The 23,550-nt window shown below is 33.1% G+C and carries 21 protein-coding genes and 7 pseudogenes; 17 read left to right on the plus strand and 11 right to left on the minus strand.

Annotated features, from left to right (window positions below):
- The first annotated feature begins 102 nt into the window (after positions 1–102).
- The 5 genes from AC1RYN_RS10210 (at position 103) to AC1RYN_RS10230 (ending at position 3,413) form a co-directional block, all read left to right on the plus strand.
- Positions 103–492, plus strand: a complete 390-nt coding sequence (locus AC1RYN_RS10210) for a DUF1398 domain-containing protein (protein WP_481806894.1) — start codon at positions 103–105, stop codon at positions 490–492.
- Between the two features lie 25 nt (positions 493–517).
- Positions 518–664 carry a hypothetical protein gene (locus tag AC1RYN_RS10215; protein ID WP_481806895.1) on the plus strand — a complete coding sequence of 49 codons (147 nt, stop codon included), beginning with the start codon at positions 518–520 and terminating at the stop codon, positions 662–664.
- Between the two features lie 374 nt (positions 665–1,038).
- The gene (locus AC1RYN_RS10220; RefSeq protein WP_481806914.1) at positions 1,039–1,374 is read left to right on the plus strand and encodes a sulfurtransferase; all 336 of its coding nucleotides are present in this window, start codon (positions 1,039–1,041) and stop codon (positions 1,372–1,374) included.
- Positions 1,375–1,392: 18 nt separating this feature from the next.
- Entirely contained in the window at positions 1,393–2,634 is a 1,242-nt protein-coding gene (locus AC1RYN_RS10225) for an ABC transporter ATP-binding protein (protein ID WP_481806896.1), read from the plus strand.
- A gap of 170 nt (positions 2,635–2,804) precedes the next feature.
- On the plus strand, positions 2,805–3,413 hold the full coding sequence (locus AC1RYN_RS10230) for a hypothetical protein (RefSeq protein ID WP_481806897.1): 609 nt from the start codon (positions 2,805–2,807) through the stop codon (positions 3,411–3,413).
- Positions 3,414–3,488: 75 nt separating this feature from the next.
- Here the strand turns inward: AC1RYN_RS10230 and AC1RYN_RS10235 are convergent, their stop codons facing one another.
- From AC1RYN_RS10235 to AC1RYN_RS10245, 3 genes and pseudogenes are all read right to left on the minus strand, one after another.
- Positions 3,489–5,015: a SulP family inorganic anion transporter gene (locus AC1RYN_RS10235; protein ID WP_481806898.1), complete on the minus strand. Its 1,527-nt coding sequence runs from the start codon at positions 5,013–5,015 to the stop codon at positions 3,489–3,491.
- A gap of 264 nt (positions 5,016–5,279) precedes the next feature.
- Positions 5,280–6,327: pseudogene (locus AC1RYN_RS10240) on the minus strand (RluA family pseudouridine synthase).
- Positions 6,317–6,946: pseudogene (locus AC1RYN_RS10245) on the minus strand (PASTA domain-containing protein). Before AC1RYN_RS10245 ends, AC1RYN_RS10240 begins: the two co-directional pseudogenes overlap by 11 nt.
- A gap of 293 nt (positions 6,947–7,239) precedes the next feature.
- Here AC1RYN_RS10245 and AC1RYN_RS10250 point away from each other — a divergent pair.
- From AC1RYN_RS10250 to AC1RYN_RS10260, 3 genes and pseudogenes are all read left to right on the plus strand, one after another.
- Entirely contained in the window at positions 7,240–8,211 is a 972-nt protein-coding gene (locus AC1RYN_RS10250) for a D-alanine--D-alanine ligase (RefSeq protein ID WP_481806899.1), read from the plus strand.
- 137 nt (positions 8,212–8,348) lie between these two features.
- Positions 8,349–8,806, plus strand: a pseudogene (gene coaD, locus AC1RYN_RS10255) (pantetheine-phosphate adenylyltransferase).
- A gap of 85 nt (positions 8,807–8,891) precedes the next feature.
- Positions 8,892–9,469, plus strand: a pseudogene (locus tag AC1RYN_RS10260) (PhnA domain-containing protein).
- Between the two features lie 371 nt (positions 9,470–9,840).
- Here the strand turns inward: AC1RYN_RS10260 and AC1RYN_RS10265 are convergent.
- The 3 genes from AC1RYN_RS10265 to AC1RYN_RS10275 form a co-directional block, all read right to left on the minus strand.
- Positions 9,841–10,044: a hypothetical protein gene (locus tag AC1RYN_RS10265; RefSeq protein WP_481806900.1), complete on the minus strand. Its 204-nt coding sequence runs from the start codon at positions 10,042–10,044 to the stop codon at positions 9,841–9,843.
- 161 nt (positions 10,045–10,205) lie between these two features.
- The gene (locus AC1RYN_RS10270; RefSeq protein WP_481806901.1) at positions 10,206–11,552 is read right to left on the minus strand and encodes a DEAD/DEAH box helicase; all 1,347 of its coding nucleotides are present in this window, start codon (positions 11,550–11,552) and stop codon (positions 10,206–10,208) included.
- A 172-nt stretch (positions 11,553–11,724) separates the two neighbouring features.
- Positions 11,725–12,609 (minus strand): dihydrodipicolinate synthase family protein, encoded by an 885-nt coding sequence (locus AC1RYN_RS10275; RefSeq protein WP_481806902.1) that lies wholly within the window; start codon positions 12,607–12,609, stop codon positions 11,725–11,727.
- Between the two features lie 573 nt (positions 12,610–13,182).
- Here AC1RYN_RS10275 and AC1RYN_RS10280 point away from each other — a divergent pair.
- Together AC1RYN_RS10280 and AC1RYN_RS10285 are read left to right on the plus strand one after the other, a co-directional pair.
- The gene (locus AC1RYN_RS10280) at positions 13,183–13,491 is read left to right on the plus strand and encodes a GntR family transcriptional regulator (protein WP_481806903.1); all 309 of its coding nucleotides are present in this window, start codon (positions 13,183–13,185) and stop codon (positions 13,489–13,491) included.
- A gap of 667 nt (positions 13,492–14,158) precedes the next feature.
- Positions 14,159–14,383, plus strand: a complete 225-nt coding sequence (locus AC1RYN_RS10285; RefSeq protein WP_481806904.1) for a hypothetical protein — start codon at positions 14,159–14,161, stop codon at positions 14,381–14,383.
- A gap of 452 nt (positions 14,384–14,835) precedes the next feature.
- Here AC1RYN_RS10285 and AC1RYN_RS10290 read toward each other — a convergent pair whose 3' ends face one another.
- The 3 genes and pseudogenes from AC1RYN_RS10290 to AC1RYN_RS10300 all read right to left on the minus strand — a co-directional run bounded on the left by AC1RYN_RS10290 (position 14,836) and on the right by AC1RYN_RS10300 (position 15,910).
- On the minus strand, positions 14,836–15,006 hold the full coding sequence (locus AC1RYN_RS10290; RefSeq protein ID WP_481806905.1) for a PQQ-dependent sugar dehydrogenase: 171 nt from the start codon (positions 15,004–15,006) through the stop codon (positions 14,836–14,838).
- Positions 15,007–15,031: 25 nt separating this feature from the next.
- Positions 15,032–15,691: pseudogene (locus AC1RYN_RS10295) on the minus strand (PQQ-dependent sugar dehydrogenase).
- Positions 15,692–15,760: 69 nt separating this feature from the next.
- The gene (locus AC1RYN_RS10300; protein ID WP_481806906.1) at positions 15,761–15,910 is read right to left on the minus strand and encodes a hypothetical protein; all 150 of its coding nucleotides are present in this window, start codon (positions 15,908–15,910) and stop codon (positions 15,761–15,763) included.
- A 399-nt stretch (positions 15,911–16,309) separates the two neighbouring features.
- Here AC1RYN_RS10300 and AC1RYN_RS10305 point away from each other — a divergent pair.
- The 4 genes and pseudogenes from AC1RYN_RS10305 to AC1RYN_RS10320 all read left to right on the plus strand — a co-directional run bounded on the left by AC1RYN_RS10305 (position 16,310) and on the right by AC1RYN_RS10320 (position 19,756).
- A pseudogene (locus AC1RYN_RS10305) lies at positions 16,310–18,033 on the plus strand (M14 family metallopeptidase).
- Between the two features lie 335 nt (positions 18,034–18,368).
- On the plus strand, positions 18,369–18,569 hold the full coding sequence (locus AC1RYN_RS10310) for a cyclic-phosphate processing receiver domain-containing protein (RefSeq protein WP_481806915.1): 201 nt from the start codon (positions 18,369–18,371) through the stop codon (positions 18,567–18,569).
- An 85-nt stretch (positions 18,570–18,654) separates the two neighbouring features.
- Positions 18,655–19,002: a hypothetical protein gene (locus tag AC1RYN_RS10315; RefSeq protein ID WP_481806907.1), complete on the plus strand. Its 348-nt coding sequence runs from the start codon at positions 18,655–18,657 to the stop codon at positions 19,000–19,002.
- Between the two features lie 304 nt (positions 19,003–19,306).
- Complete coding sequence (locus AC1RYN_RS10320) at positions 19,307–19,756, plus strand: hypothetical protein (protein WP_481806908.1); 450 nt, start codon at positions 19,307–19,309, stop codon at positions 19,754–19,756.
- A 159-nt stretch (positions 19,757–19,915) separates the two neighbouring features.
- Here the strand turns inward: AC1RYN_RS10320 and AC1RYN_RS10325 are convergent, their stop codons facing one another.
- Entirely contained in the window at positions 19,916–20,335 is a 420-nt protein-coding gene (locus tag AC1RYN_RS10325; RefSeq protein WP_481806909.1) for a helix-turn-helix domain-containing protein, read from the minus strand.
- 372 nt (positions 20,336–20,707) lie between these two features.
- Between AC1RYN_RS10325 and AC1RYN_RS10330 the strand changes: the two genes are divergently transcribed.
- Positions 20,708–21,484: an SDR family NAD(P)-dependent oxidoreductase gene (locus tag AC1RYN_RS10330; RefSeq protein WP_481806910.1), complete on the plus strand. Its 777-nt coding sequence runs from the start codon at positions 20,708–20,710 to the stop codon at positions 21,482–21,484.
- Positions 21,485–21,645: 161 nt separating this feature from the next.
- Here AC1RYN_RS10330 and AC1RYN_RS10335 read toward each other — a convergent pair whose 3' ends face one another.
- Positions 21,646–22,257 (minus strand): NUDIX hydrolase, encoded by a 612-nt coding sequence (locus AC1RYN_RS10335; protein WP_129538072.1) that lies wholly within the window; start codon positions 22,255–22,257, stop codon positions 21,646–21,648.
- 7 nt (positions 22,258–22,264) lie between these two features.
- On the opposite strand from AC1RYN_RS10335, the pseudogene pyrE reads away from it, so the two are divergent.
- Both pyrE and AC1RYN_RS10345 read left to right on the plus strand, forming a co-directional pair.
- Positions 22,265–22,907: pseudogene (pyrE, locus tag AC1RYN_RS10340) on the plus strand (orotate phosphoribosyltransferase).
- A gap of 58 nt (positions 22,908–22,965) precedes the next feature.
- On the plus strand, positions 22,966–23,358 hold the full coding sequence (locus tag AC1RYN_RS10345) for an SRPBCC family protein (protein WP_039112984.1): 393 nt from the start codon (positions 22,966–22,968) through the stop codon (positions 23,356–23,358).
- Positions 23,359–23,550 lie beyond the last annotated feature (192 nt).

A 23,550-nucleotide genomic window follows, 5' to 3' on the forward strand; every position in this document is an offset into this window, starting at 1 on the left:
TTTTTTATGCATTCAATTTTTTTACTTTCATAAAAAGAAAATATACAGGCATTAATCGTATTTTTGAAACAATAAATATTTTTAACCCTAGCACAAATCAATATGTTTACAATAGAACAAATTAAAGATGCCCACTCAAAAGTAAAAACTGGAGCTGATTTTCCAAATTACATACAAGACTTAATAATTCTAGGCGTAAAAGGATACGACACCAATGTAAAGGATGGTACTGTAGAATATTATGGCGTTAACAATTACAGCGTTGCTACAACTGACAAATACGATGAGATTAAAGTAACTTCAGCTGTCAATAAAGAGCTTTTCTTAGAGTATCTCTTACAACATCAGGATGGACAAACCGACTATCTGACATTTTGCAACCAAGCAGGACAATGCGGTATAGCCAAATGGAGAGTAGATATTGTAGAGATGACTTGCACTTACTATGACAGATCTGGAAATGAAATAGTAATCGAAAAAATTTCGAATTAAATTTCCAATTGTTAATCCATAAAAAATGTCAAAGCGATTGCTCCCAATTATAAATCCTGAGGAATTAATAACATTACAAAGATCAGAAATTGTAATTATTGATGCACGAGCAGGAATTAATGCCAAAGAAAACTACATCGCATCACATTTAAAAGGTGCTCGAAGATGTTGATTTAAATCATGACTTAGCCACTATTCTTCCAGATGCAGCAATAGGTGGGAGACATCTTTACCTTCTTTCAAAAAAATCTTAGAAGTCTTATCAAAACTTGGCATAACACCATCAAGTCATGTAATTATATATGATGACAAAAATGGCTCAAATGCTGCTGCTCGCTTTTTGGTCGATGTTAAGAGCAATTGGTCATGAAAAAGTACAAGTTGTGAAATGGTGGATTCCAAACAGCTGTAAAAGCGGGTTTTCCTGTAAGTTCTGGAATTGAAACTTTTGCGGAAGCAGAATTATATCCAATCACAAAATGGGAGTTAGCTCAAGCAGATATTACCGAAATTGACATAGCAAGCAAGAACCAAGATACTATAATCATTGATGTAAGAGATAAAGATCGTTTTAATGGCTTAGTTGAACCAATCGATTTAATCGCAGGACATATTCCCGGCGCTACCAATATTCCATTTAGCGGTAATTTAAATAACGATGGTACCTATTTATTGCCAGAAGCTTTAAAAGCAAAATACCTTGATGCAATAGGTAATGCCAAATCCGAAAATGTAATTGTACATTGCGGTTCAGGCGTAACAGCCTGCCATACTATACTTGCCTTCGATTATGCAGGATTACCAATTCCAAAACTTTATGTAGGTTCCTGGAGCGAATGGTCCAGAAATAATCGACCAATGATTACGGCACAAACAAAATAGATTTCTTAACTTGCACAAATGAATACAATACAACATTGGGACATACTTTTATCCAATACCGTTAATAAAAAAGCTTTTATAGATACAGTACTTGATGGAAATGCAAAAGGAGAATTAGCTACTTTTAATTCCTTAAACGGTATTCTGTTTTCGGATATTGCCATAGACAAATTCATTGAAAAAGAATACCAATATGATGTTATAGAAGCTTCAACAAATTCAGAACGAAAACTTAGAACCTTCTCTTCAGGCGAACGAAAAAAAGAGTTTTTGAATTATTGTGTAAATCAAAAACCTGATTATATTATTTTTGATAACCCGCTCGATCACTTAGATCATGCCTCACGAATTACATTGGCAGATTCGCTGGAACAATTGGCTAAATCAGTTCGAATCATTCAATTGGTAAATAGAGCTTCTGATTTATTCCCTTTCATCCATAACAAAGCTCAAATTACAGACAATACATTTGTATTAAACGAAATAAAACAAACTCAAACAGAATTAAATTCAATAAAAGTCACTATTCCAAAACCTGCTGAACCAACAGATTATGATGAAGAGATATTAATACACATGAACAAAGTCTCTGTAAGCTATGAAGAAAGAAAAATCGTAGATGCTATAACGTGGACAATCAAAAAAAATGAATTTTGGCAACTTATTGGTCCAAATGGTTCAGGAAAAAGCACTATTCTATCATTAATATCTGGTGATAATCCAAAAGGGTACGGACAAGAGTTATTTCTCTTCGGGAAGAAAAAAGGCAGTGGAGAAAGTATTTGGGACATCAAAAAGAGAATCGGGTATTTTTCGACTTCTATGACTGATTTATTTCAGAAAAAACACAGTTTAGAACACATGATTCTATCTGGTTTTTTTGATTCGATTGGTTTATATACTGAACCCACCTCGTTACAAAGGAAAATTGTATCACAATGGCTAGAGGTGATAAAAATGAGTCATTTAAAAAACAAAACATTTACACAACTTTCTATCGGGCAGCAACGAGTTGCATTAATAGTTAGAGCTGTTTTAAAACATCCTCCTTTGGTTATTTTAGATGAACCTGTAGAAGGCTTAGATGATGAAAATGTAGCCTTAGTTATCGAACTCGTTAACCTTTTAGTAAAAGAAACCAATATGACCATCTTATACGTTTCACATCGCATTGAAGCAGGGCTTACACCTACTTCTATAATTGAATTGATTCCTTCACAAACTGGATCAATAGGGAAAATAATAAGTTCGAAATCATAATTACAAATAAACGTTCGTTAAAAAGGCTTTATACTATAGAATCTCAAAAATCTGTATAAATCTGCGTCTTCGTGATAACAAATCTGTCTAATATGCGTCAAATTATATAGTCTTGAATTACGCAAAACGGGTTAAGAATACTGTATGACTCAACAGCAAATAAATTACACATGAAACTTAAATATACCCTATTACTTCTATTACCATTATTAATACACTCTTGTGCTACCACGATTTCAACACCAAAAAAAGAATACCAATTAGCCAAACACAAACTCAAATCACATTGGAAACCAGATTTAGAGAAATGGTTGTTACAAAATGACACTTTAACTGGCAAAGGAGGTCCTATGGCTTGGGCTACAATAGTATCTAAAAAACAGCTTCCTAAAAATTATGAAATAAGTTTTAAAGCAAATATGACAAAAGAGTCCCTATTTGAAATAATGCTAAATTTAGATCATGAAAAATACATCCGAACCTATCTTTATCAAATAAATCAAAATATAGTTATTGGTAGAGGAAAATATGTCGAAAATAGTAACAAATACGATGACCGAGGTGGACCAACTTTATTTTCTAAGCCAATTAAACTTGAAAACAACCATTGGTATTCGATAAAAATTAGATTATTAAACAATCACTTGTCCTTTTCTGTAGATGATAGTACTACATTAGAATGTTCTATCGAAAAAAGCAACTTAAGCCAACACGGAAAACTAGGATTCATAACCAATGGAGAAGTAAAAATAACAGATTTAATTATAAAAAGTATTTAATCAAAATAGGGAATCTCAAAACAATGAGATTCCCTATTTTATTTTTTTTAGTACTGACAAAACCGCTTTTAATCTTTAATCAGTAACAATTTTATAAGTAGGATCATCTACGATATCAACAATAATAGCAGCATTTTTAAGCAACAACCTACAGTCTTCGCTTAAATGATACAACCGAACCTTTTTATTTACTTTAGCATAGCGCTCCGTAATTTTATTTACCGCATCAATAGCACTCATATCGGCAATCTTACTTTCTTTAAAATCTATAATTACTTCATTAGGATCTTCGTTGACATCAAATTTATCCATAAAAGCCATTGTAGAACCAAAAAAGAGAGGCCCAAATATCTCATAATGTTTAACACCATTATCATCAATATATTTACGAGCACGAATACGTTTAGCACTTTCCCAAGCAAAAACCAATGCCGAAATAATAACACCAATTAAAACTGCCAAAGCCAAATTATGCATAAAAATAGTAATTACGGCTACAACTATTCCAACAAAAATATCATGCTTAGGCATTTTATTAATAATTCTAAAACTCGCCCATTCAAACGTTCCTATCGCAACCATAAACATGACACCAACCAAAGCTGCCATAGGCAATTTCTCAATTACAGGAGCTCCAAACAAGATAATAACAAGAATAGTTAATGACGCAATAATGCCAGACAAACGTGCTCTAGAGCCTGCCGAAATATTAACCAATGTTTGTGCAATCATAGGACAACCACCCATCCCAAAGAAAAATCCATTTGCAATATTAGCACTCCCCTGAGCAATGCATTCCCGATTTCCATTTCCCTTAGTTCCTGTTAACTCATCAACTAGATTTAATGTTAACAAACCTTCAGTCAAACCTACAGAAGCCATAATCAAAGAATATGGAAAAATTAATTGTAGCGTTTCCAGATTCCAATTAATATTAGGTAAATGAAAAGAAGGAAAACCACCGCTTATAGAAGCAATATCAGCGACTGTTTTTGTCTCAATTCCAAAACCAAGAACCAAACCAAAAACAACAATAATCGCTACCAACGAAGCAGGAATAGCCTTAGTGATTTTAGGAAACAAAATTACAATTGCAATAGTTAAAGCAACCAATCCTAACATAATAAACATAGGACTACCCGAAAGCCAAACAGACTCTCCCTTAACAACCGTTTTAAATTGTTTTAATTGCGACATAAAAATCACAACAGCCAAACCATTTACAAAACCATACATTACGGGTTGAGGAACTAATCGAATGAATTTTCCCCATTTAAATAATCCCACCAAAATTTGCAAAAAACCAGCCAAAGCCACAGCAGCAAAAACATATTCTAAACCATGCGATTTCATCAAAGCAATCAATACAATCACCGTAGCTCCAGCTCCACCCGAAACCATTCCAGGGCGACCACCAAAAACAGCCGTAATCAATCCCATGATAAATGCAGCATATAAACCAACCAATGGAGGAAAACCTGCTAAAATAGCAAACGAAAGTGATTCTGGAATCATAGTCATAGCCACAGTAAAACCAGCTAAGATCTCTGTTTTATAATCTACCTTTTGCCTAAAATCAAATAAGTTAAAATACAACTTCATTATTTAAATGTAAATCGGTGAAATAAGAACTAATAAAAAACAGTTTCGCCTTCTATAATAAATATTCCCCCATAATTATTAGCACTACAAAAGTAACTAATTTGAAATGCACACCAGTACATAATCAACATTACAGTTCCTATAAAATAAATTAATGAGATAAGGTAAAATACATCAATCATTTATACATTTTTTGATACTGCTAAAACAAAGAACAATCAATTTTTAAACATAAAAAAAGCCCCAAATTGGGGCTTTATATTTTTAACTCTCTTCTTCATCAGTATTGTGCGATTTAGAGTAATTTCTCCATTTTTCAATACAATCTTGAAAATCCTGTGGAAGCTCAGTATCAAAACGCATCAACTCACCCGTTGTAGGATGAATGAAACCTAATGTTTTGGCATGTAAAGCTTGTCTAGGTAAAGCTTTAAAACAATTATCGATAAACTGTTTGTACTTCGTAAACGTAGTTCCTTTTAAAATCAAATGACCACCATAACGCTCATCATTAAAAAGCGGATGACCAATATGTTTCATATGTGCACGAATTTGGTGTGTTCTACCTGTTTCAAGCTGGCATGAAATCAAAGTAACATAACCAAAACGCTCCAAAACTTTATAATGCGTCACAGCAGGCTTTCCAATCTCTGGATCAGCAAAAACAGCCATTTGCATTCTGTCTTTCAAGTGTCTTGCCAGATTTCCTTCAATAGTTCCTTGCTCCTCAGTTACATTTCCCCAAACCAAAGCAATATATTCTCTTTCAGAAGTTTTAGCTTCAAATTGTTTGGCAAAAGATGTGTCATTGCAGCTTCAGTTTTGGCAATAACCAAAAGACCAGAAGTATCCTTATCAATTGATGAACCAAACCTTGGACGTTCACTACTGTTCATTGGCAAGTTATCAAAATGATGTGCCAAAGCATGAACCAAAGTTCCCGTATAATTTCCATGTCCCGGATGCACAACCATTCCTGGCTCTTTATTGATTAACAACAAAGCATCATCTTCGTAAACAATGTTTAACGGAATATCCTCTGGAATAATATGATTTTCATACGGAGGATGTGATAACATAACCGTAACTACATCAAACGCTTTTACTTTGTAATTTGATTTTACAATAACGTCATTAACAAAGATGTTACCCTCTGTTGCAGCATTCTGAATCTTATTTCTGGTTGCATTTTGTATTAAGCCCATTAAATATTTGTCGATTCGCAAAGGCGCTTGTCCTTTAGGAACTTCAAATCTAAAAATCCATATAACTCTTCTTCTAAATCTAAACTATCGGTATTATTATTGTTCATTTGCTGTTTTTTCATCTTCAGGCACTGCTAGAGAATCTGCCGGTTGACTTTCATCTAAATAACTTGCTTTTCCATCGCCCAAAACCAAATCAATTTTTGATGATTTCAGTACACGATCCCCCACTTTTAACTTTCTTCCTTTATAACGCATTTCCAAAACCATGTCTTTCCCAAGGTTAGGAATATACGTAATTGTTCCCTCTTGAAGCCCCAATGCCTTTAAAGGTTGGCATAGTTCACCTGTAGCGTTTTCTCAATCAAATCCGGATATCTTAAAAACTGATAAAAACCAGAAGAATTTATTTTAATATAAATCTTTCTTCCCACTTTTACTTTCGTTCCCGGCAAAGGATCTTGCTCAACAACACTGTATTTAGGGAAATCACTTTTATAATCTACACTATCCAAAAGCACGTAATCCAAATCCAGACCATCCAATTTTGCCTCAACTTGCTCTTCTGTCAATTTTTTCAAATCAGGTACTTCAATTTCATGTCCGTAATCAAGTGGTAAATGTCAGCCAATGCATAAACAAATAACCCAAAACTGCAATAATTGCAACAGCAATTAGTATTTGCGTAAAAAATACTCGGCTAGTTAGATACTTACGTAAACTCATAAATTTATTTTTATTTGTGGCAAAGATAAAGATTTCGTTTCAAAAAAAATGATAATTTTGTTTAATACGAGAAAGCGACCCGATAGTCAACCGGAGTAGAAACAGAGAACAATTGAAAGGAACATTTTTTAGGAGCCATTCCCGCTATTCGCTTTATCTTTTTCTATGCAAAAAAGCATAAAAAAAGGATGTCGCTATTATCGGGGCTAAAAACAAACCGTTTTCACAACAACTTTAAAATCAAGAAACAAAACATACTTACATAGCTTTCAACAGCATAAAAATAAAAAAAAATGAAAAACATTGCCATTATCATGGGTGGATATTCTAGCGAATATCAAATATCACTAATCAGCGGAAACGTAGTATACCAAAACCTTGATAAAACTAAATACAACGGTTTCCAAATTCATATTTTTAAAGAAAAATGGGTTTATGTAGATGAAAAAAATGCCGAATTTCCGATAGATAAAAATGATTTTTCGGTTACAGTAAACGGAAATAAAATCACTTTCGATTGCGTATTCAATGCCATTCACGGAACACCGGGTGAAGATGGATTAATGCAAGCTTATTTTGAGTTGTTACACATTCCGCAAACATCATGCGATTATTACCAAGCAGCACTTACATTCAACAAACGTGATTTACTATCCGTTTTAAAGCCATACGGAATAAAAACAGCAATTTCTTACTACCTAAACAAAGGAGATATTATCAATACTGACGAGATTGTAAAGAAAGTAGGCTTACCATGTTTTGTAAAACCAAATAAAGCAGGTTCAAGCTTCGGAATTTCAAAAGTAAAAACTGCAGCCGAGCTTCCTATCGCAATAGAAGTTGCCTACAAAGAAGATAATGAAATTATCATCGAAAGCTTCCTTGATGGAACCGAGGTTTCTGTCGGAGTAATTAACTACCAAGGTAAAGTTATCGTGCTACCAATCACCGAAATAGTTTCAGATAATGATTTCTTTGATTACGAAGCCAAATACCAAGGAAAATCACAAGAAATAACTCCCGCAAGAATCTCTGACGAATTAACACAAAAAGTAAGTGAAGTAGCAAAACGCGCTTACGAAGTTTTAAAAATGAAAGGATTTTCAAGAAGTGAATTCATCATTGTAAACAACGAACCATATATGCTCGAAATGAACACCATTCCTGGCTTAACAACTGAAAGTTTGATTCCACAACAAGCCAGAGCAGCAGGAATTTCACTAGAAGATTTATTCACAAATTCAATAGAGTTGGCTTTAGCGTAACCAAAAAAAGGTTCTGAGATTCTAAGTTGCTAAGGCACTAAGATAAAAAACTTAGAAACTTAGAAACTCAGAATCTTAGAGCCTTAAAAAAACCTTTGAACCTTTGCCTCTCTGAACCTCTGAACCTTAAAAAAAAAATGAGAAAAGCTATATTCCCAGGATCATTGATCCAATTACACTTGGACACGAAGACATCATTAAACGAGGAATTTCTCTATTTGATGAAATCGTAATTGCTATTGGTGTAAATGCCGAAAAAAAATACATGTTCTCACTCGAAGAAAGAAAGCACTTTATCGAAGAAACATTCAAAGATGAACCCAAAGTAACCGTAATTACCTATGAAGGACTTACAATTGATTTGGCTAAAAAACAAAAAGCCCATTTTATTTTAAGAGGTCTTCGCAATCCTGCCGATTTCGAGTTTGAAAAAGCCATTGCACATACTAACAGAAAACTTTCTAAAATCAAAACCGTATTTCTGCTTACCGCTGCCAGCACATCATATATCAGCTCAAGCATAGTTCGTGATGTACTTAGAAATGGTGGAGAATACGAAATGTTGGTTCCTGATGCGGTTAGGGTTCAGAAATAATACAGTTTAAAACTACCAAAAAATATAAATTTGCCTCCCTCCTAAATTATAAGTAAATTCGCATTTTCAAATAAACTATTAAAAAATGAGCATAGAAAGAGAATTAAACAAACGTAGCGGATCAAAATGTGAACTTTGTGGTCAACCGAAAACCTAAAAGTATATCAAGTACTACCTACTCAAAAAGGCGGAATTGATGAAAGTGTAATGGCTTGCAGTACTTGTATAGATCAAATAGAGAATCCAGATAACGTAGATTTAAATCATTGGAGATGTTTAAATGACAGTATGTGGAACGAGAATGTTGCTGTACAAGTTGTAGCTTGGAGAATGTTAAGCAGAATGCGTGCAGCTGGATGGCCACAAGAATTATTAGACATGATGTACCTAGACGAAGACACTTTGGCGTGGGCACAAGCAACAGGAGAAGGTGAAGATGATGAGAATAAAATAATACACCGTGATAGCAATGGCGTAATTTTAGAACATGGAGATTCTGTAGTTTTAATTAAAGACTTAAAAGTAAAAGGATCTAGTATGGTAGCTAAGCAAGGAACTGCTGTACGTAACATCCGTTTAGACCATGAAAATGCCGAGTATATTGAAGGAAAGGTAGATGGTCAGCAAATTGTAATTATTACACAATACGTGAAGAAAATATAATTTTTTTAAAAGGTTACAAAGGGACAAAGAAGCAAAGGGACAAAGGCTTGTAACCTCCTCTCAAAAACTTACAACCCTAAAACTAAAAAAAGGCTATTCAAATGAATAGCCTTTTTTAGTATATAATTTAAAAAAATCTAATTATTTTTGAAACAATTTACTTACTTGGTCTTTTGCTAAAGCCTCAGAAACATTGTTTGCGTTCCCTTATTTTCTAAACCATAAATTGAACTGTAGGTTTATCAACACTTGCTGTATAATGCAACCAAACGTAATTGTTAGGTAATTCTAATTTGATATCATACAAAGGAGTTGCTGTAAATCCGTTTACGATGATATTGTAAAGATTAAGGTAATCATTACTAATATTTTTAAAAAGTAAACTTTCTTAAAGTATTGTTTTCATCATCACTTTGAATACAGTTATAAAACACCGTGTATTCATCTCCTATTTTTTGGATATAATTATTGTTTACTTTACCTAATTTTTCAACCGGTACAGTTTCAATAACTTTAATTTGAGCAAAAGATGCAAAACTTAAAAATAAAACACTAATTGTAATAATTTTTCTCATAATATTCTTGGGGTTTATTTATTTGATGGCGCAAACATAATAATAAAAAATTTTAACTCCTTTCTTACACAGTTAATTTATTGGCATTAAATCCAAATTGATCTTTAAAATTATCCCTTTACCACAAAAAATAAACAAGTAACTATTTGTTATTAAATAAATTACTCCTCTTCCTTCTTAATTACTTTTCTTGCTACTTCAATTTTAAATTTTTTGCCTTTCATCTTCTCATCTTTGATGTTTTTAAGCAAATCTTTTACTTTATTGAATTTAACAGCAGCAAACGAAATAAAATCCTTTACCTCAATTAATCCCAAATCACCTTTTTCAAGTTGTCCTTTTTGAGAAAAGAAACCAACAATATCTATTTTGTTTAATTTGGTTTTCTTTCCACCGCTAATATATATTGTCTGAAATTCTGGAGGTTTAGGTAAAGTCGTAGCATTGTCAACCTTTAAAACATCCATATCATAATTAATATAGTCTAATTTTTTCTCACTTTCGTGAACGATAATATAAGCTGTTCCTGATGCAAGCATACGAGCAGTACGACCGTTACGGTGTGTAAACTCATCTTCCTTTAATGGCAAATGATAATGAATAACATGATTCATTTCTGGAATATCAAGACCACGAGCAGCTAAATCGGTTGTAATTAAATAACTCACACTACCGTTTCTAAACTGAATCAAAGCACGTTCCCGCTCATCCTGATCCATTCCGCCATGATAATAGGTAGCGTAAATTCCTTTTTCGTTCAGTGTATCACTAATACGTTCAGCAGCATCACGATGGTTACAAAAAATAATAGCCGATTGAGATTTTAAAGAGCAAATCAGGTTAAATAAACTTCCTATTTTATCTTTAGATGGAGAAACAACCATTTTCATCGTAAGATTCGATTTCTCCTCTTCCTCAGGGATAAAATCCAAAATCGTTGGATTGATTACTCTTGTGTATTTTGGAATTTCAATATCAGATGTAGCCGAAACTAACACACGTTTATTCAATTTTGGCAATTTGCCAATGATAAAAGACATTTGCTCATGAAACCCTAATTGCAATGATTTATCAAATTCATCCAAAATTAAAGTCTGAACTTTATCCAAACGGAAAGTTCCTCTATCGATATGATCGGCAATTCTTCCCGGAGTTCCTATTAAAACTGCTGGCGGATTGCTTAGATTTTTAATTTCTGTATCAATTGAATGGCCTCCGTAACAAATATTAACTTTGTAATCGGTTCCCATTTTTTTCCAAACCTGTTCTATTTGCAGTCCTAATTCTCTTGAAGGAACAAGGATTAAGCATTGCACAGAAAGGATTTCGGGTTGTAATAATTCCAAAACTGGCAGTAAAAAAGCTAGTGTTTTTCCTGATCCAGTTGGAGAAAGTAGTAAAACATTATTATCATTCAGGATAGCGTCCTGAGCAACTTCTTGCATTTCGTTTAGGCTTTCGATACCTAAATTCAAAAGTATATTATTCGAATGGTGTTTCTTATTCATTTTGCAAAAGTAGACAAATTTGTTTCAAGTTTTATTTGTTTAAGGTTTCAAGTTTGAAATGAGAATAGAAAATTTAACCGCAAAGTTCGCAAAGCTGCATGTTTTATAAACCTTGCGGACTTTGCGAAATCTTTGCGCCCCTTGCGGTTAAAAACTTAAAAATCCCAATACCCTACTGTTCTAATTCTTTAAAGATTAACGCCAATTCAGCTATTTCATCTTCAGTCAATGGTTTCAACGGGCTTCTTAAAAAACCTCCATCAATCCCTTTTATTTTCAAACCAGCTTTAATCGCTCTTGGTAAACCTTTGTTTACAATAAATTTTAAAAGATTTAATTGTTTATAAAATACCTTTTGAGCTTCCTGTAAATCATTTTTTTGGATAGCATTGTACAAATCAGCATTCAGTTCTGGAATTAAATTTGGTGCTGCTGTACACCAGCCTGTTGCCCCAGCAGAAAACGCTGCTAATGCCAACGGATTTGATCCATTAAAAAAGGCAACATCATCGCCAAGTTCCCTTTTTAAATAATGCATTCTTTGCACATCTCCACTACTCTCCTTAATCATAGTAACATTCGGAATCTCCAATAGTCTTTTTAATAATGCAGGAGACATATCTACTCCACCCGTTGCAGGGTTATTGTACGCCATTATAGGAATCGAAATTTGCTTGGCAACAGCATCATAATGCTGTACTATTTCATCATCTGTAAGTTTCCAATAACTCATCGGAATGATCATAACTGCATCTGCACCTGCTTTTTCAGCAAACTTAGCATGATAAATTGTTTTTTCAGTAGTTAGGTTTGACACACCCACCAAAACAGGAACCCTACCATTAACTTGTGCTATAGTAGCTTCAGTAATTGCTTCTTTTTCTTCATCTGTCAAATACGGCATAACACCTGTACTTCCTAGCGGAGCAACACCATGAGATCCAGAAACAATCAATCTTTCTAATAGCTTTTTGTACAATACAATATCTACTTTTTCGTCTTTGCCAAACGGAGTAATCGGATAGGCAATAATACCTTTAAACAATGTGTTTTTCATTTACTTTTCTTTTTAGTTAAAGATCTCTTCCTTCTTCTTCACGTAATGCAACTCCTAAATTCTGAAGCTGAGGTGCGTTTTCACAAGCAATATATTTAGCAGATACTTCACTGCTCAAATTCTTATGTCTGTGCCAAGCCCAACTCGGAATATAAACAGCATCACCTGCCTTCCACTCTACTTTTACATCTTCAACTTCGGTATAACCGTGCCCTCGATTACATACAATACCGTTTCATAAGTATGTCTGTGTCTGTTTGTCATTTGGTCTGGCAATAAACCACCAATTGTCATACTTACATTTTTACTAGGAAGATCAATAAAGAAAACAGGATGTTTCCTTTCGGTAGAAAATTGGTTATGACTCTCCTCTGCTCAACATTTTTGTGTATTAATTTTTCTGGCATCACAAAAGTTGGTCGTGCAAATGTTTCATGAAAGTCTTTTGATGAAAATTGTTTCTTAGTTTCCATAATTATATAATTTATTTGTTTTTTGCATTATTGCGTTACAAAATTACCGTAACTTTGGACTACCCATATAACACAGTTTAAATACAAATACCTAGTCCAGATGTTAAGACCTTGGCAATTAGAAATTCAGATAAACAATAATTCAGATAAAGCAATTTATCTACAAATCGCTGATGCTATTATCGAAGCTATAAAAACAGGAGTTCTCAATAACGGAAATGCTTTACCAGGAAGCAGGCAACTTGCTGGACTACTTAAAGTGAATAGAAATACAGTTATTGAAGCCATAGATGTTTCTCATAGCCGTAAGGTTGGCTTATTACAATGGAAAGGAAAGGCACTTTTGTTGCCGATATTTTACCTATCGTTACCGAAACTACAAATCATAAAAGAAAAACTGAATCTATAACTAAAGAAGTAAAACCACTTTTAGTTTTTGACGATGGTATTCCCGATAGTCGAATTGCACCAATGAATGAACTGGCAAGGGCTTACAGACAGATTTTTAATCGAAAATCTCGCTGGCAGATAATGGGGCATACAAACGAACTGGGGAATTAGAATTTGAAAAGCCATCGTTCAAATGCTAAATTTTAAAAGAGGAATGAATATTACTCCTGACTAGATAATGTATTACCCAAGGAAGCCAAATGGCTATGTACCTCGCTTCCCATTGTTTGTTTACCAAAGGAGATTATATAATGGTCGAAAACCCTTGAAACAAACCTGCTTGGGGAAACATTTGAAAATGCCGGAGCCCAATTGCTTCCTATAAATGTTGACAAAGATGGGTTATAATTGATGAAGCCGAAGAATACCTAACGAAATACAACAAATATTAGAGCTATTTACGTTACACCGCACCATCAATTTCCTACGACTGTAACATTGAGCTTAAAAAGAAGATTAAAGCTCGTAGAATTATCCAATACATACGGTTTTACAATTATAGAAGATGATTATGACAACGAATTCCATTTCGGGCAAAGACGAATCTTACCTATTTCGAGTTACAACAATGCCAAAAACACGGTTTATATAAGGAACATTATAAATTGTTGCGCCAGCATTGAGAATTGGTTATTTGGTACAATCCAGAAACTGTAGAACAAGTGGCCAAGCATTCAAAGATAATCGATGTACAAGGCGACAATATAATGGAAGAAGCTGTTTTACAACTAATAAATGAGGGTGAAATAAAAAGACACCTCAAAAGAACAACCATAATTTATAAAGCCAAAAGAGATTATTTTGAAACCATTTGCAATAAATATCTAAAAGACAAAACAACATTCGTATAACCTGAAGGTGGTTTAGCTTTTTGGATTGTACCCAATTCACCCGTAAACATCTTCGAAATTGCAGATAAACTCCTTTTAAAAAGGCAGAACCATATGACACCCGAAAGTTTAGCTTCAATAAACCCATATCAGGTTTCAGACTTGGCTAACGCTTCCCTAACCCAACAACAAATCGAAGAAGGGATTATCGAGCTCGCCAAACATTTGTGATTGAGAATTTGTTTTATCTTTGTTTCAGGTTTCAAGTTTTTGTTTGTTTCAGCTTTTGTTTGTTTCAGGTTTCAAGTTTCAAGTTGAATTGCGGTTAAATCTTTATAAATATTTTAGTGATTAAAAAGGTCTGTGAAAGTAAAAGATTTATAGAAATTGATTATTATTTCTTATCAATCTTATAAAGTCTTCCTCCATCAGTAACAGCATATAAAGCACCGTCTTTTCCTTGAATAACATCTCTAAAACGTTGGTTTTCTGAAGCCAAAAAGTCTTTCTTCGCCAACAACTTTATTATCTTTTATAGCAAGACGTACGATATGCATTCCGCTTAAAGCCCCTATGAAAAGATTATTTTGCCATTCTGGAACACGATTTCCTGTATAAAAAGTCATTCCGCTTGGTGAAACCACAGGATCCCAATAGTAAACTGGCTGTTTAAACCATCTTGCTGCTGAATTCCCGTCTCAATTTTTTCGCCGCGTATTCTATTCCGTATGTAATGGTTGGCCATCCATAATTTGCACCTGCTTTTATACGATTGATTTCATCTCCTCCACGTGGCCGTGCTCGGCAAGCCAAATTCATTAGTAACTGGATTAAGTGTAAACCCTGTGGATTTCTATGACCAATATATATAATTCCGGAAAGTCTCAGCTTGTGTAAAAATAGGATTTCCAGTTGCGGGTTGCCCCTCTTTTGTAATTCTGACTACTTTACCCAAACCTGTTGTAACGATTGCGCTAATGGTCTGGTTTCAAGCACAGACCTTTCTCCAGTAGTTACAACAAGAAAACCTGTTTTATCAAAAAGAATGCGTCCACCATAACTAAGTGTGCTTGCATTTGGCCGGTTTAGCTTGTAAATAACGGTTGCGCCTTCGATTGTTTTTTCATCAGCTGCCAATTTCCCTTTAGCTACCGCTGTATTGTTTCCGCCAGTTGTAGCTTCTGCAAAAACCCAAGAGTAAATCATACGATTAGTCATAAAATCAGGATCAAATACATAACCCAATAAACCACCCTGTCCAGCAGAATTAACGGCAGGAATACCTGTAATTGGACTACTTACAACTCCAGTAGTTGTAGCGACACGCATTGTTCCTGTTTTTTGGGTGATTAATAATCTACCATCAGGAAAAATAACTTGTAATCCCCCACGGGCTTGTTAATGTTGTAGCAATAACAACCCCTCATAAGCTGTATTGGTTTGGGCACCGCTTATTCGGGTTTGTCCTTCAAATGCCGGTTTGTAAGTTGTATTGGCAGCATTTCCTTCTACAGGATTTGTTGTTGTACCTAAATTTACATTCGACATCTTATATCTTTAGAGCAGCTTAATAAACTTATTAGCATACTTCGAAACAATAGCAATTTGGTTAATACTTCTCATGATTCTTCTTTTGGGGTTTAGATAGTTAGAACATATCAAAAGTCTTAATTATAAAATAAAAAAAGTTATATAATTTATTAGTAGCTATACCATTACAAGCTTCAAAATGCTGATTTTATTTTAACTCAAGTTATTCTACCACAACGTTTTTTGTATTTGATCTCACAAAACTGCGCTAAAATTAAACTTTACGAATTACAGAGAAATAAATTACTATGTTTTACTGTAAATATATCAAAGTAACGCTACTCTCATTTCAACTTAAAACTTTAAACCTGAAACAAATAAAACTTTATATTTGGTTTTTCTATTAAAAACCAAACCATGAGACTTTTTACTATTATCATTTCACTTTTCACGCTTACCCTTTTTGCTCAAAAAAGCAATAAATACGACACTTATTTCGAAAAGGAAACGGAAACCAATCGGCTAATTATCAAGAAACCATAAAATACTACACGCTACTTGCGCATGATTTTCCGACTATCAAAATGCAGGAAATGGGACTGACAGATAGTGGTTATCCACTGCACATGATCACTTTTAATCCTGATAAGCAATTTGATTTTAATGTAATCAAAAAAAGCAAAGCTGTAATTCTGCAGAATACTGGCATTCACGCTGGCGAACCTGACGGAATTGACGCGACAATGCAACTGTTTAGAGATCTGGCTTTAGGAAAGATAGAAGGCTCGAAAAAATACGGTAATAGTAACAATTCCTGTTTATAATATTGGTGGAGCTTTAAACCGAAACTCAACAACCAGAGCCAATCAGGATGGTCCAGAAGAATATGGTTTTCGAGGAAACGCCAGAAACTATGACTTAAACCGTGATTTAATTAAATCAGATACACGCAACACTAAAAGTTTTGTCGAAATATTCCATAAAACAAACCCTGATGTTTTTATCGATAATCATGTAAGTAATGGTTCTGATTATCAATACAAGTTAACCTATATCATGACGCAACATAACAAATTAGGAACCGTTTTAGGCGATTATCTTAATAACGAAATGATGCCTGCATTGGTAAAAGATTTACAGAAAAAAAATCTGGAAACAACTCCTTATGTCAATGCATTTGAAGAAACTCCTGATAATGGATTTATACAATTTTCGGATAGTCCGCGTTACACAACCGGTTATACTTCCCTTTTTAATACCATCGGTTTTGTGGTCGAAACACATATGCTTAAAAATTATGCCGATCGTGTAAAAGCAACTTACTAATACATGACATCTACAATTGATTTTACAGATGCAAATTACAAGAAAATAAAGGAAATGCGTTTGAAAAACGAAGTGCAATACGCGCCTAAAAAACCATATACTATTAAATGGGAAATCGATAGCACAAAAATGACAACCTTTTCATTCTTAGGATATGAAGCAAGTCATAAAAAGAGTGAAGCCACAACTGGAGACCGATTATTCTAGACAGAACAAAACCATACAAAAAAGACATTCCGTATATAAAAGAATTCAAATCGGTTAAGGATGTTACAGTTCCTACCGCCTATATTATTTCTAAAGGTTTTTGGAATGTTATCGATTTACTAAAAAGCAATGGTGTAACTTATACGCAACTAAAAAAAAGACACAAGAATAGAAGTTGAGAGCTACCGAATTGCTGATTTCAAAACGACAAATTCTGCTTACGAAGGACATTATTTACATCGAAATACCAAAGTGACTTCTCAAATAATAAAAGTTCCTTTGACAAAGGTGATTACGTATTTTCGACTCAACAAAAAGCAATTAAATACCTATTAGAAACATTAGAACCCGAAGGTGTTGAACTCGTCTTTAACTGGAATTTCTTCGATACGATGCTACAACAAAAAGAAGGCTATTCGGAAATGTTTTTGAAGATACTGCAGCTAAACTTCTGAAAGATAATCCAAAATTAAAAGCTGATTTAGAACATGCAAAACTCAATGACCTAAACTCGCTAAAAATCCCAAGCAAACTGGGATTGGGTTTACAAACATTCTGCGTATTATGAAAAGGCGCATATGCAGTATCCCGTTTACAGATTACTGTGAGATGTTTTTTGTTAGAAAAAATGCGGACTGGGATTAGATTTTCTACTGAATTCTGATAGCTATCGGGAGCAAAGATTTTTGCATCAAATTATCTTGAAAACTCAAAGGTCACAAAGCTGTTTTGCAAATCTTTGTCAAAGTTTTTCAACTTTGACAAAGATAAATAGCACATTAATTCACAAACAAAACCCTAAATAAATGCCATACAAACTTTTTCTTGACCAATTAGAGATGTAAAAATGGTTTACAAAAATCTTAACTGATGCTGATTTTCTAATAGTTAGAAATTTTCATGATTTCAAAAAGTAATAATCGAAAACGGACTTCCAGAATTAATTAGTTTTGATAATGATTTAGGATTAGATGAGAACAATAATGTTGCCGAAGATGGTTATGCTGCTGCAAAATGGTTAGTTTATGAATCTGGGCTTGATTTACTAAATTTAAAATTTAATGTTTACTCTGCCAATCCTGTAGCATCACAACAAATTCAAAGTTTGCTTGATAATTACATTAAACACTTAAAGAATCACTAAGTCTAAATATTATAATGATAGAAATAACTAAAAACAAAAAACTAAACTCAATACTTTTAATCACAATTGTTTTGTTTACATTTTTTTGTATTTATTACTTACTTTTTTGAAAGACTTGCAAATAGAAGTTTATAACAAAACGAATCATAATATAGACTCTCTTGAAATTGATAATAAATATTATAATATTGAAAAAGGAAAAACTCTGGTGATTAAGGATTGTAAAAAAATTTTAATTCAAGATGGATTACCCTTTGGAGTCCCTAACGGAATCATAAGAAATAAACAAATTGACACTACTCAATTTCTTCTTTGCGGAACTGGAATTGAATCCGTTACGGAGGGGAAATATAAGTTTGATATTAAAGTCTTAGAAAACCAAAAATTTTATATACTATCTTGGGAAGAACATAAACCCGATAGCACGGATTAAAAGAACTTTAGTTTTACACAAAATAACCCCAAACTTGTCATTTCGAGGAACGAGAAATCTCCGCAAGAAACTAACTCACAGTTTTTCTTAAATTGTCGAGCTTCGCTAAGACTTCTCGTTCCTCGAAATGACAAAATGCGCAGACCAACTTTAAACTTGAGCTTCTATCAAAGTTGCTTACTCCCTTGATTGCAAACTTAGACTAAAGACGAATCCTTTTTTGCATTCAACCAATTATGATTTTCCGTAATATTACTATGTTTTAAATTTTTATTTTTGAAAACAAACTTAAAACCTAACTATAATGAATAAAATAATTCTTTTACTATTAATTTTAATTATTTCAATCTCATGTCAAAAAAGCAAAATTGAAAATCTACAAAATGAAATAGAAAGTATCATTAAACCAAATCTGAATGATCCTAGCAGCTATGAATTCAATTCTATGCATTTAGATTCTGTAGAATACCTTACAAGTAAACTAGAAATACAAACGATTTTAAAAGACATTCGCAATTTACAAAAAGAAAATAATAAAATATCTCAAGAACAAATCAGTTTTCTTAAAAGAAAAATTCATTTTTATTCATCTCTAGACAAATATAAATTTAAAGGGAACTTCTCATTTAGGGGGAATAATAAATTTGGAGCAAAAATTCTTGCAGAATATATTTTTGAAGCAGATAGTACTTACAAAATTATATACATAAAAGATAATAATGGAGATACAATTTATAAGAATATAAGAATGTAGAACTAATAATAAGCTGATTAAAAAAACTGAAAAACTTATTAATAACTTACTAGACTTTTTTTATGTCTTTCCAATATAGTCATTCCCCTGTAAAATATAAAAGCCTAATAAAAATAAATTTTATTAGGCTTTTTTTTTAAATTGTGACAAGAATAAAGATTATTTATCCTTCAATATTTTTTCTAAAAATTCAACTTTATCTTTTTCAGCTTGAACCAAACGCTCGTACAATTTTTTATTTTCATCGTAAGCCTCGATTAACTTATCTAGAGGATTAAATGTAAGATTACTACAAGAATTGTTTAGAATCTGTCCTTTTGCACTATTATCATAGAAATTGTTAAAGAAATTAATTGCAACTTCCTCTGAAAAATTTTTAAGTGCTTCAACACTTACTCCCAAAGCTTTTGCTACATCAATAAGCTTTTCATCACTTATAGTTTCGCTATTTTCAAGAGCGGAAATTGCTTGCTGATTTGTTCCTAAAGCTTGTGCTAATGCTTCTTGTTTCATGTCACGAAGTTCACGAATTCGGCTAATTTTTCGTCCTATATGACTTGGTTTCGTTAGTGTGCTCATAATTCAAAGATAATATTTAAGGGTAATAACAAGCAATATATAAAAAACATATTTTATCATGTATGATACAGTCAAAATGATTTGCTTAGTAAAAACGCATTGCTCATTGTGTGTTAAACAAAAGTACGATTTTTGAGACATCAAATAGTTAAAAATGAAAAATTATACCTATTCACTAGTGAAAGTAACAAAAAATAAAACTTGAAACGACCAAGGTTGTCAGAATACCCCAAGAGTATATAAAAATAGACAAAATGAATTTACAGAGAAAAGTCAAAAGAAAGTTAAATGACAATTATGCGGAAGTTATATTTAGTAATTTCGTAATATTAGTTGTACAAAGCAATTAAAGTAACTTAAATCTTAAAAAAAATGTCGCAATTATCACGTTTTTCAAACAAAGTAATAATTATTACTGGAGCAGCTTCAGGAATGGGACGCGCAACTGTAATTAGAATGGTAGCAGAAGGAGGAACAGTCATAGGTATTGATTTAAATGAATCAGGGCTTGAAGAAACTGTTCAGTTGGCACTAAAAACTGCTGGAAATGGCGGATCAGTTAGCTATATGGTAGGTTCAGTAAGTGATGAAAAAACAGTTATAAAGATTGTTTCTGATGTCGTAGCCAAGTACGGAAAATTAGATGTTCTGGTTAATAATGCAGGTATTTTACGTTCTTCTCACACTACAGAAACTTCAGTTGAAGAATTCCAAACTATAATTAATACCAATTTATTAAGTGTCTTTATGTTCTGTCGTGAAGCTTTACCTCATTTAATTAAAACACAGGGAAATATTGTAAATCTTGCTTCTACTTCTGCTTTTTTTGGGCATCCCTATATGATTCCATATGCAGCAAGCAAAGGAGGAGTTGTATCAATGACCCATTCATTAGCATGGGAATACTTGAAACAAGGAGTAAGAGTAAATGCCGTAGCCCCTGGAGGAATAAGTACTCCTATGATCAAAAATCCTTTTGGAAAAATAGCTGCAGATGTAGATATGAGCCTATTTACACATTTAGCACGTCCTGATGGAAAATTTGGAGAGCCAGAAAATATTGCAAGCGTAATTGCAATGCTAGCTTCTACAGACGGAAATTTTATTAATGGAGAAGTAATTCGTATCGACGGAGGAAATCACTCTTAGTTTATTCCTGATCATAAAAAAAGCCCCAATGAACGTAATGCTCATTGGGGCTTTTTTTATATGGTGACACGCCATCATTAAGGCACTAAGTAACTAAGGTTCTAAGACGCTAAGATTTATTCTCTAATTTCTCAAAAAAAAATATCGCATCTCACATTTTTTTACTCTTTTACAATAACCTTATTCTCTTCTTCGAATAATAATTTGATGTTTTCGTACGAGTTTTTTAGAGCTTCTTTTATTTGAACCGGATTCAACCAGGCTACTTTTTCGATTCCTTCTTCTAATTGTCCTTGCGGAGTTCCTTTAAAATCAGAATGCATTTCGAACCAATGCGTAATTTTTAATTTGTATTTACCATTACGCTTAAAAACGTGATAGGTCTTCTGTAATTTATTGGTAATTGTTAGTTTTCCAACTCCCGTTTCCTCTTCTACCTCACGCATGGCAGTCTCTTCTATGGATTCTCCTTTTTCAATTCCACCTTTTGGCAAGTCCCATTTTCCATTTCTGAAGATGAATAACACCTCACCTTTTTTATTATAAACTAGTCCTCCTCCTGCTTTATTGACAGGAATTTTTGACTTTAACGTTTTCATAATCTCCTTCTCATCAGGATGATATAAATAAGCTGCTTGAATTTTATTTTGGAACATTTTGACAATAATTTGCTCTATGTCAATACTTTCCAACAAGAACAATTGAAAATTAGTCTCTTTTGAGATTTCATTTGTCAAAAAAAGTGGTTTGTCGTTCACAAAAACTTTATACATTTGTACTATGATTTTTAATAAAGATACTGCCAAAAAACAGCCGAATTGCTTTTGCAAATAAATGCAATTAAATTGAATCCAGGAAATCCTTTTACATGGGCTTCGGGATGGAAATCACCTATTTATTGTGATAACAGGCTAATCCTCTCATTTCCAAGCATCAGAAATTATGTTAGAGATGAGTTTGCTAAGAACATTGAAAAACAATTTGGTAAGCCAGATGTAATCGCTGGAGTTGCTACAGGAGCCATAGGAATTGGTATCCTTGTTGCAGAAAGCTTAGGATTACCGTTTGTATATGTTAGACCAGAACCTAAAAAACACGGAAGACAAAATCAAGTTGAAGGTTTTTTACAAAAGGGACAAAATGTTGTTGTAGTTGAAGATTTAATAAGCACAGGAAATAGTAGCTTACTTGCAGTTGAGGCTTTGCGTAATGCTGGAGCCAATATTAAAGGAATGGCTGCGATATTTACTTATGGCTTTGATGTTGCTGAAAAAAACTTTAAAGATGCAAATATCGACTTATACACATTGAGTAACTATTCGAATTTATTAAACCTTGCTGTTGCTAAAAAATACATTCCCAGAAGAATTAATTACCTTTACAGGAATGGAACATAAACCCAGCTGCTTGGAAACAAGAATAATTTTTTAAATTTTTAAAATAAAATTTTCTGATTTTTCAGAATAAAAACACAAATAAATATGAACTTAGAAAGTCCAAAAGTTACTGTTCAGAAATCGGCTCAAGAATTATTTGATTTATTGAGTGATGTGAAAAATTTTGAAAAATTAATGCCTGATAACATTGCTAAATTTGAAGTAATTGGCGAAGACGCTTTTATTTTTGGTTTAAAAGGAATGCCAGAAATAAAATTAAAAATGAAAGAAAAAACAGCTCCAAGCAAAATCGTTTTGGGTGCTGCAAGCGACAAATTACCATTTACATTGGTATCTAACATCGAAACAGTCTCAGATACTTCTAGTGCTGTGAAATTGGACTTTGAAGGAGAATTCAATCCAATGATGGCAATGATGATAAAAGGGCCTATTGGCAAATTTATTGAAACTCTTGCCAATAATATGACAAAGCTTTAATTATTAATTATCGAATTGTTAATTACAAAAAAATATAAAGTCCGATTAGAAATTCTAATCGGACTTTTTTATGCCACTCCCTATAGCTATTGGGATAAAAATATTAAAGTGTGTTTTTTTTAGTTTCTCGCAGATTAAGCCGATTTTTTTCTAGGTGCTGCCTCCCTAACAACAGGAGCATGTATTAACCTT

The sequence above is a fragment of the Flavobacterium sp. TC780 genome, from assembly GCF_056783245.1.

Bases quoted from the DNA above. Each gene is read 5' to 3' on its own strand.
- AC1RYN_RS10210 (WP_481806894.1), top strand. From the start codon at position 103: ATGTTTACAATAGAACAAATTAAAGATGCCCACTCAAAAGTAAAAACT.
- AC1RYN_RS10215 (WP_481806895.1), top strand. From the start codon at position 518: ATGTCAAAGCGATTGCTCCCAATTATAAATCCTGAGGAATTAATAACA.
- AC1RYN_RS10225 (WP_481806896.1), top strand. From the start codon at position 1,393: ATGAATACAATACAACATTGGGACATACTTTTATCCAATACCGTTAAT.
- AC1RYN_RS10230 (WP_481806897.1), top strand. From the start codon at position 2,805: ATGAAACTTAAATATACCCTATTACTTCTATTACCATTATTAATACAC.
- AC1RYN_RS10235 (WP_481806898.1), bottom strand. From the start codon at position 5,015: ATGAAGTTGTATTTTAACTTATTTGATTTTAGGCAAAAGGTAGATTAT.
- AC1RYN_RS10250 (WP_481806899.1), top strand. From the start codon at position 7,240: ATGAAAAACATTGCCATTATCATGGGTGGATATTCTAGCGAATATCAA.
- AC1RYN_RS10265 (WP_481806900.1), bottom strand. From the start codon at position 10,044: ATGAGAAAAATTATTACAATTAGTGTTTTATTTTTAAGTTTTGCATCT.
- AC1RYN_RS10270 (WP_481806901.1), bottom strand. From the start codon at position 11,552: ATGAATAAGAAACACCATTCGAATAATATACTTTTGAATTTAGGTATC.
- AC1RYN_RS10275 (WP_481806902.1), bottom strand. From the start codon at position 12,609: ATGAAAAACACATTGTTTAAAGGTATTATTGCCTATCCGATTACTCCG.
- AC1RYN_RS10280 (WP_481806903.1), top strand. From the start codon at position 13,183: ATGTTAAGACCTTGGCAATTAGAAATTCAGATAAACAATAATTCAGAT.
- AC1RYN_RS10300 (WP_481806906.1), bottom strand. From the start codon at position 15,910: ATGTCGAATGTAAATTTAGGTACAACAACAAATCCTGTAGAAGGAAAT.
- AC1RYN_RS10320 (WP_481806908.1), top strand. From the start codon at position 19,307: ATGAATAAAATAATTCTTTTACTATTAATTTTAATTATTTCAATCTCA.
- AC1RYN_RS10325 (WP_481806909.1), bottom strand. From the start codon at position 20,335: ATGAGCACACTAACGAAACCAAGTCATATAGGACGAAAAATTAGCCGA.
- AC1RYN_RS10330 (WP_481806910.1), top strand. From the start codon at position 20,708: ATGTCGCAATTATCACGTTTTTCAAACAAAGTAATAATTATTACTGGA.
- AC1RYN_RS10335 (WP_129538072.1), bottom strand. From the start codon at position 22,257: ATGTATAAAGTTTTTGTGAACGACAAACCACTTTTTTTGACAAATGAA.
- AC1RYN_RS10345 (WP_039112984.1), top strand. From the start codon at position 22,966: ATGAACTTAGAAAGTCCAAAAGTTACTGTTCAGAAATCGGCTCAAGAA.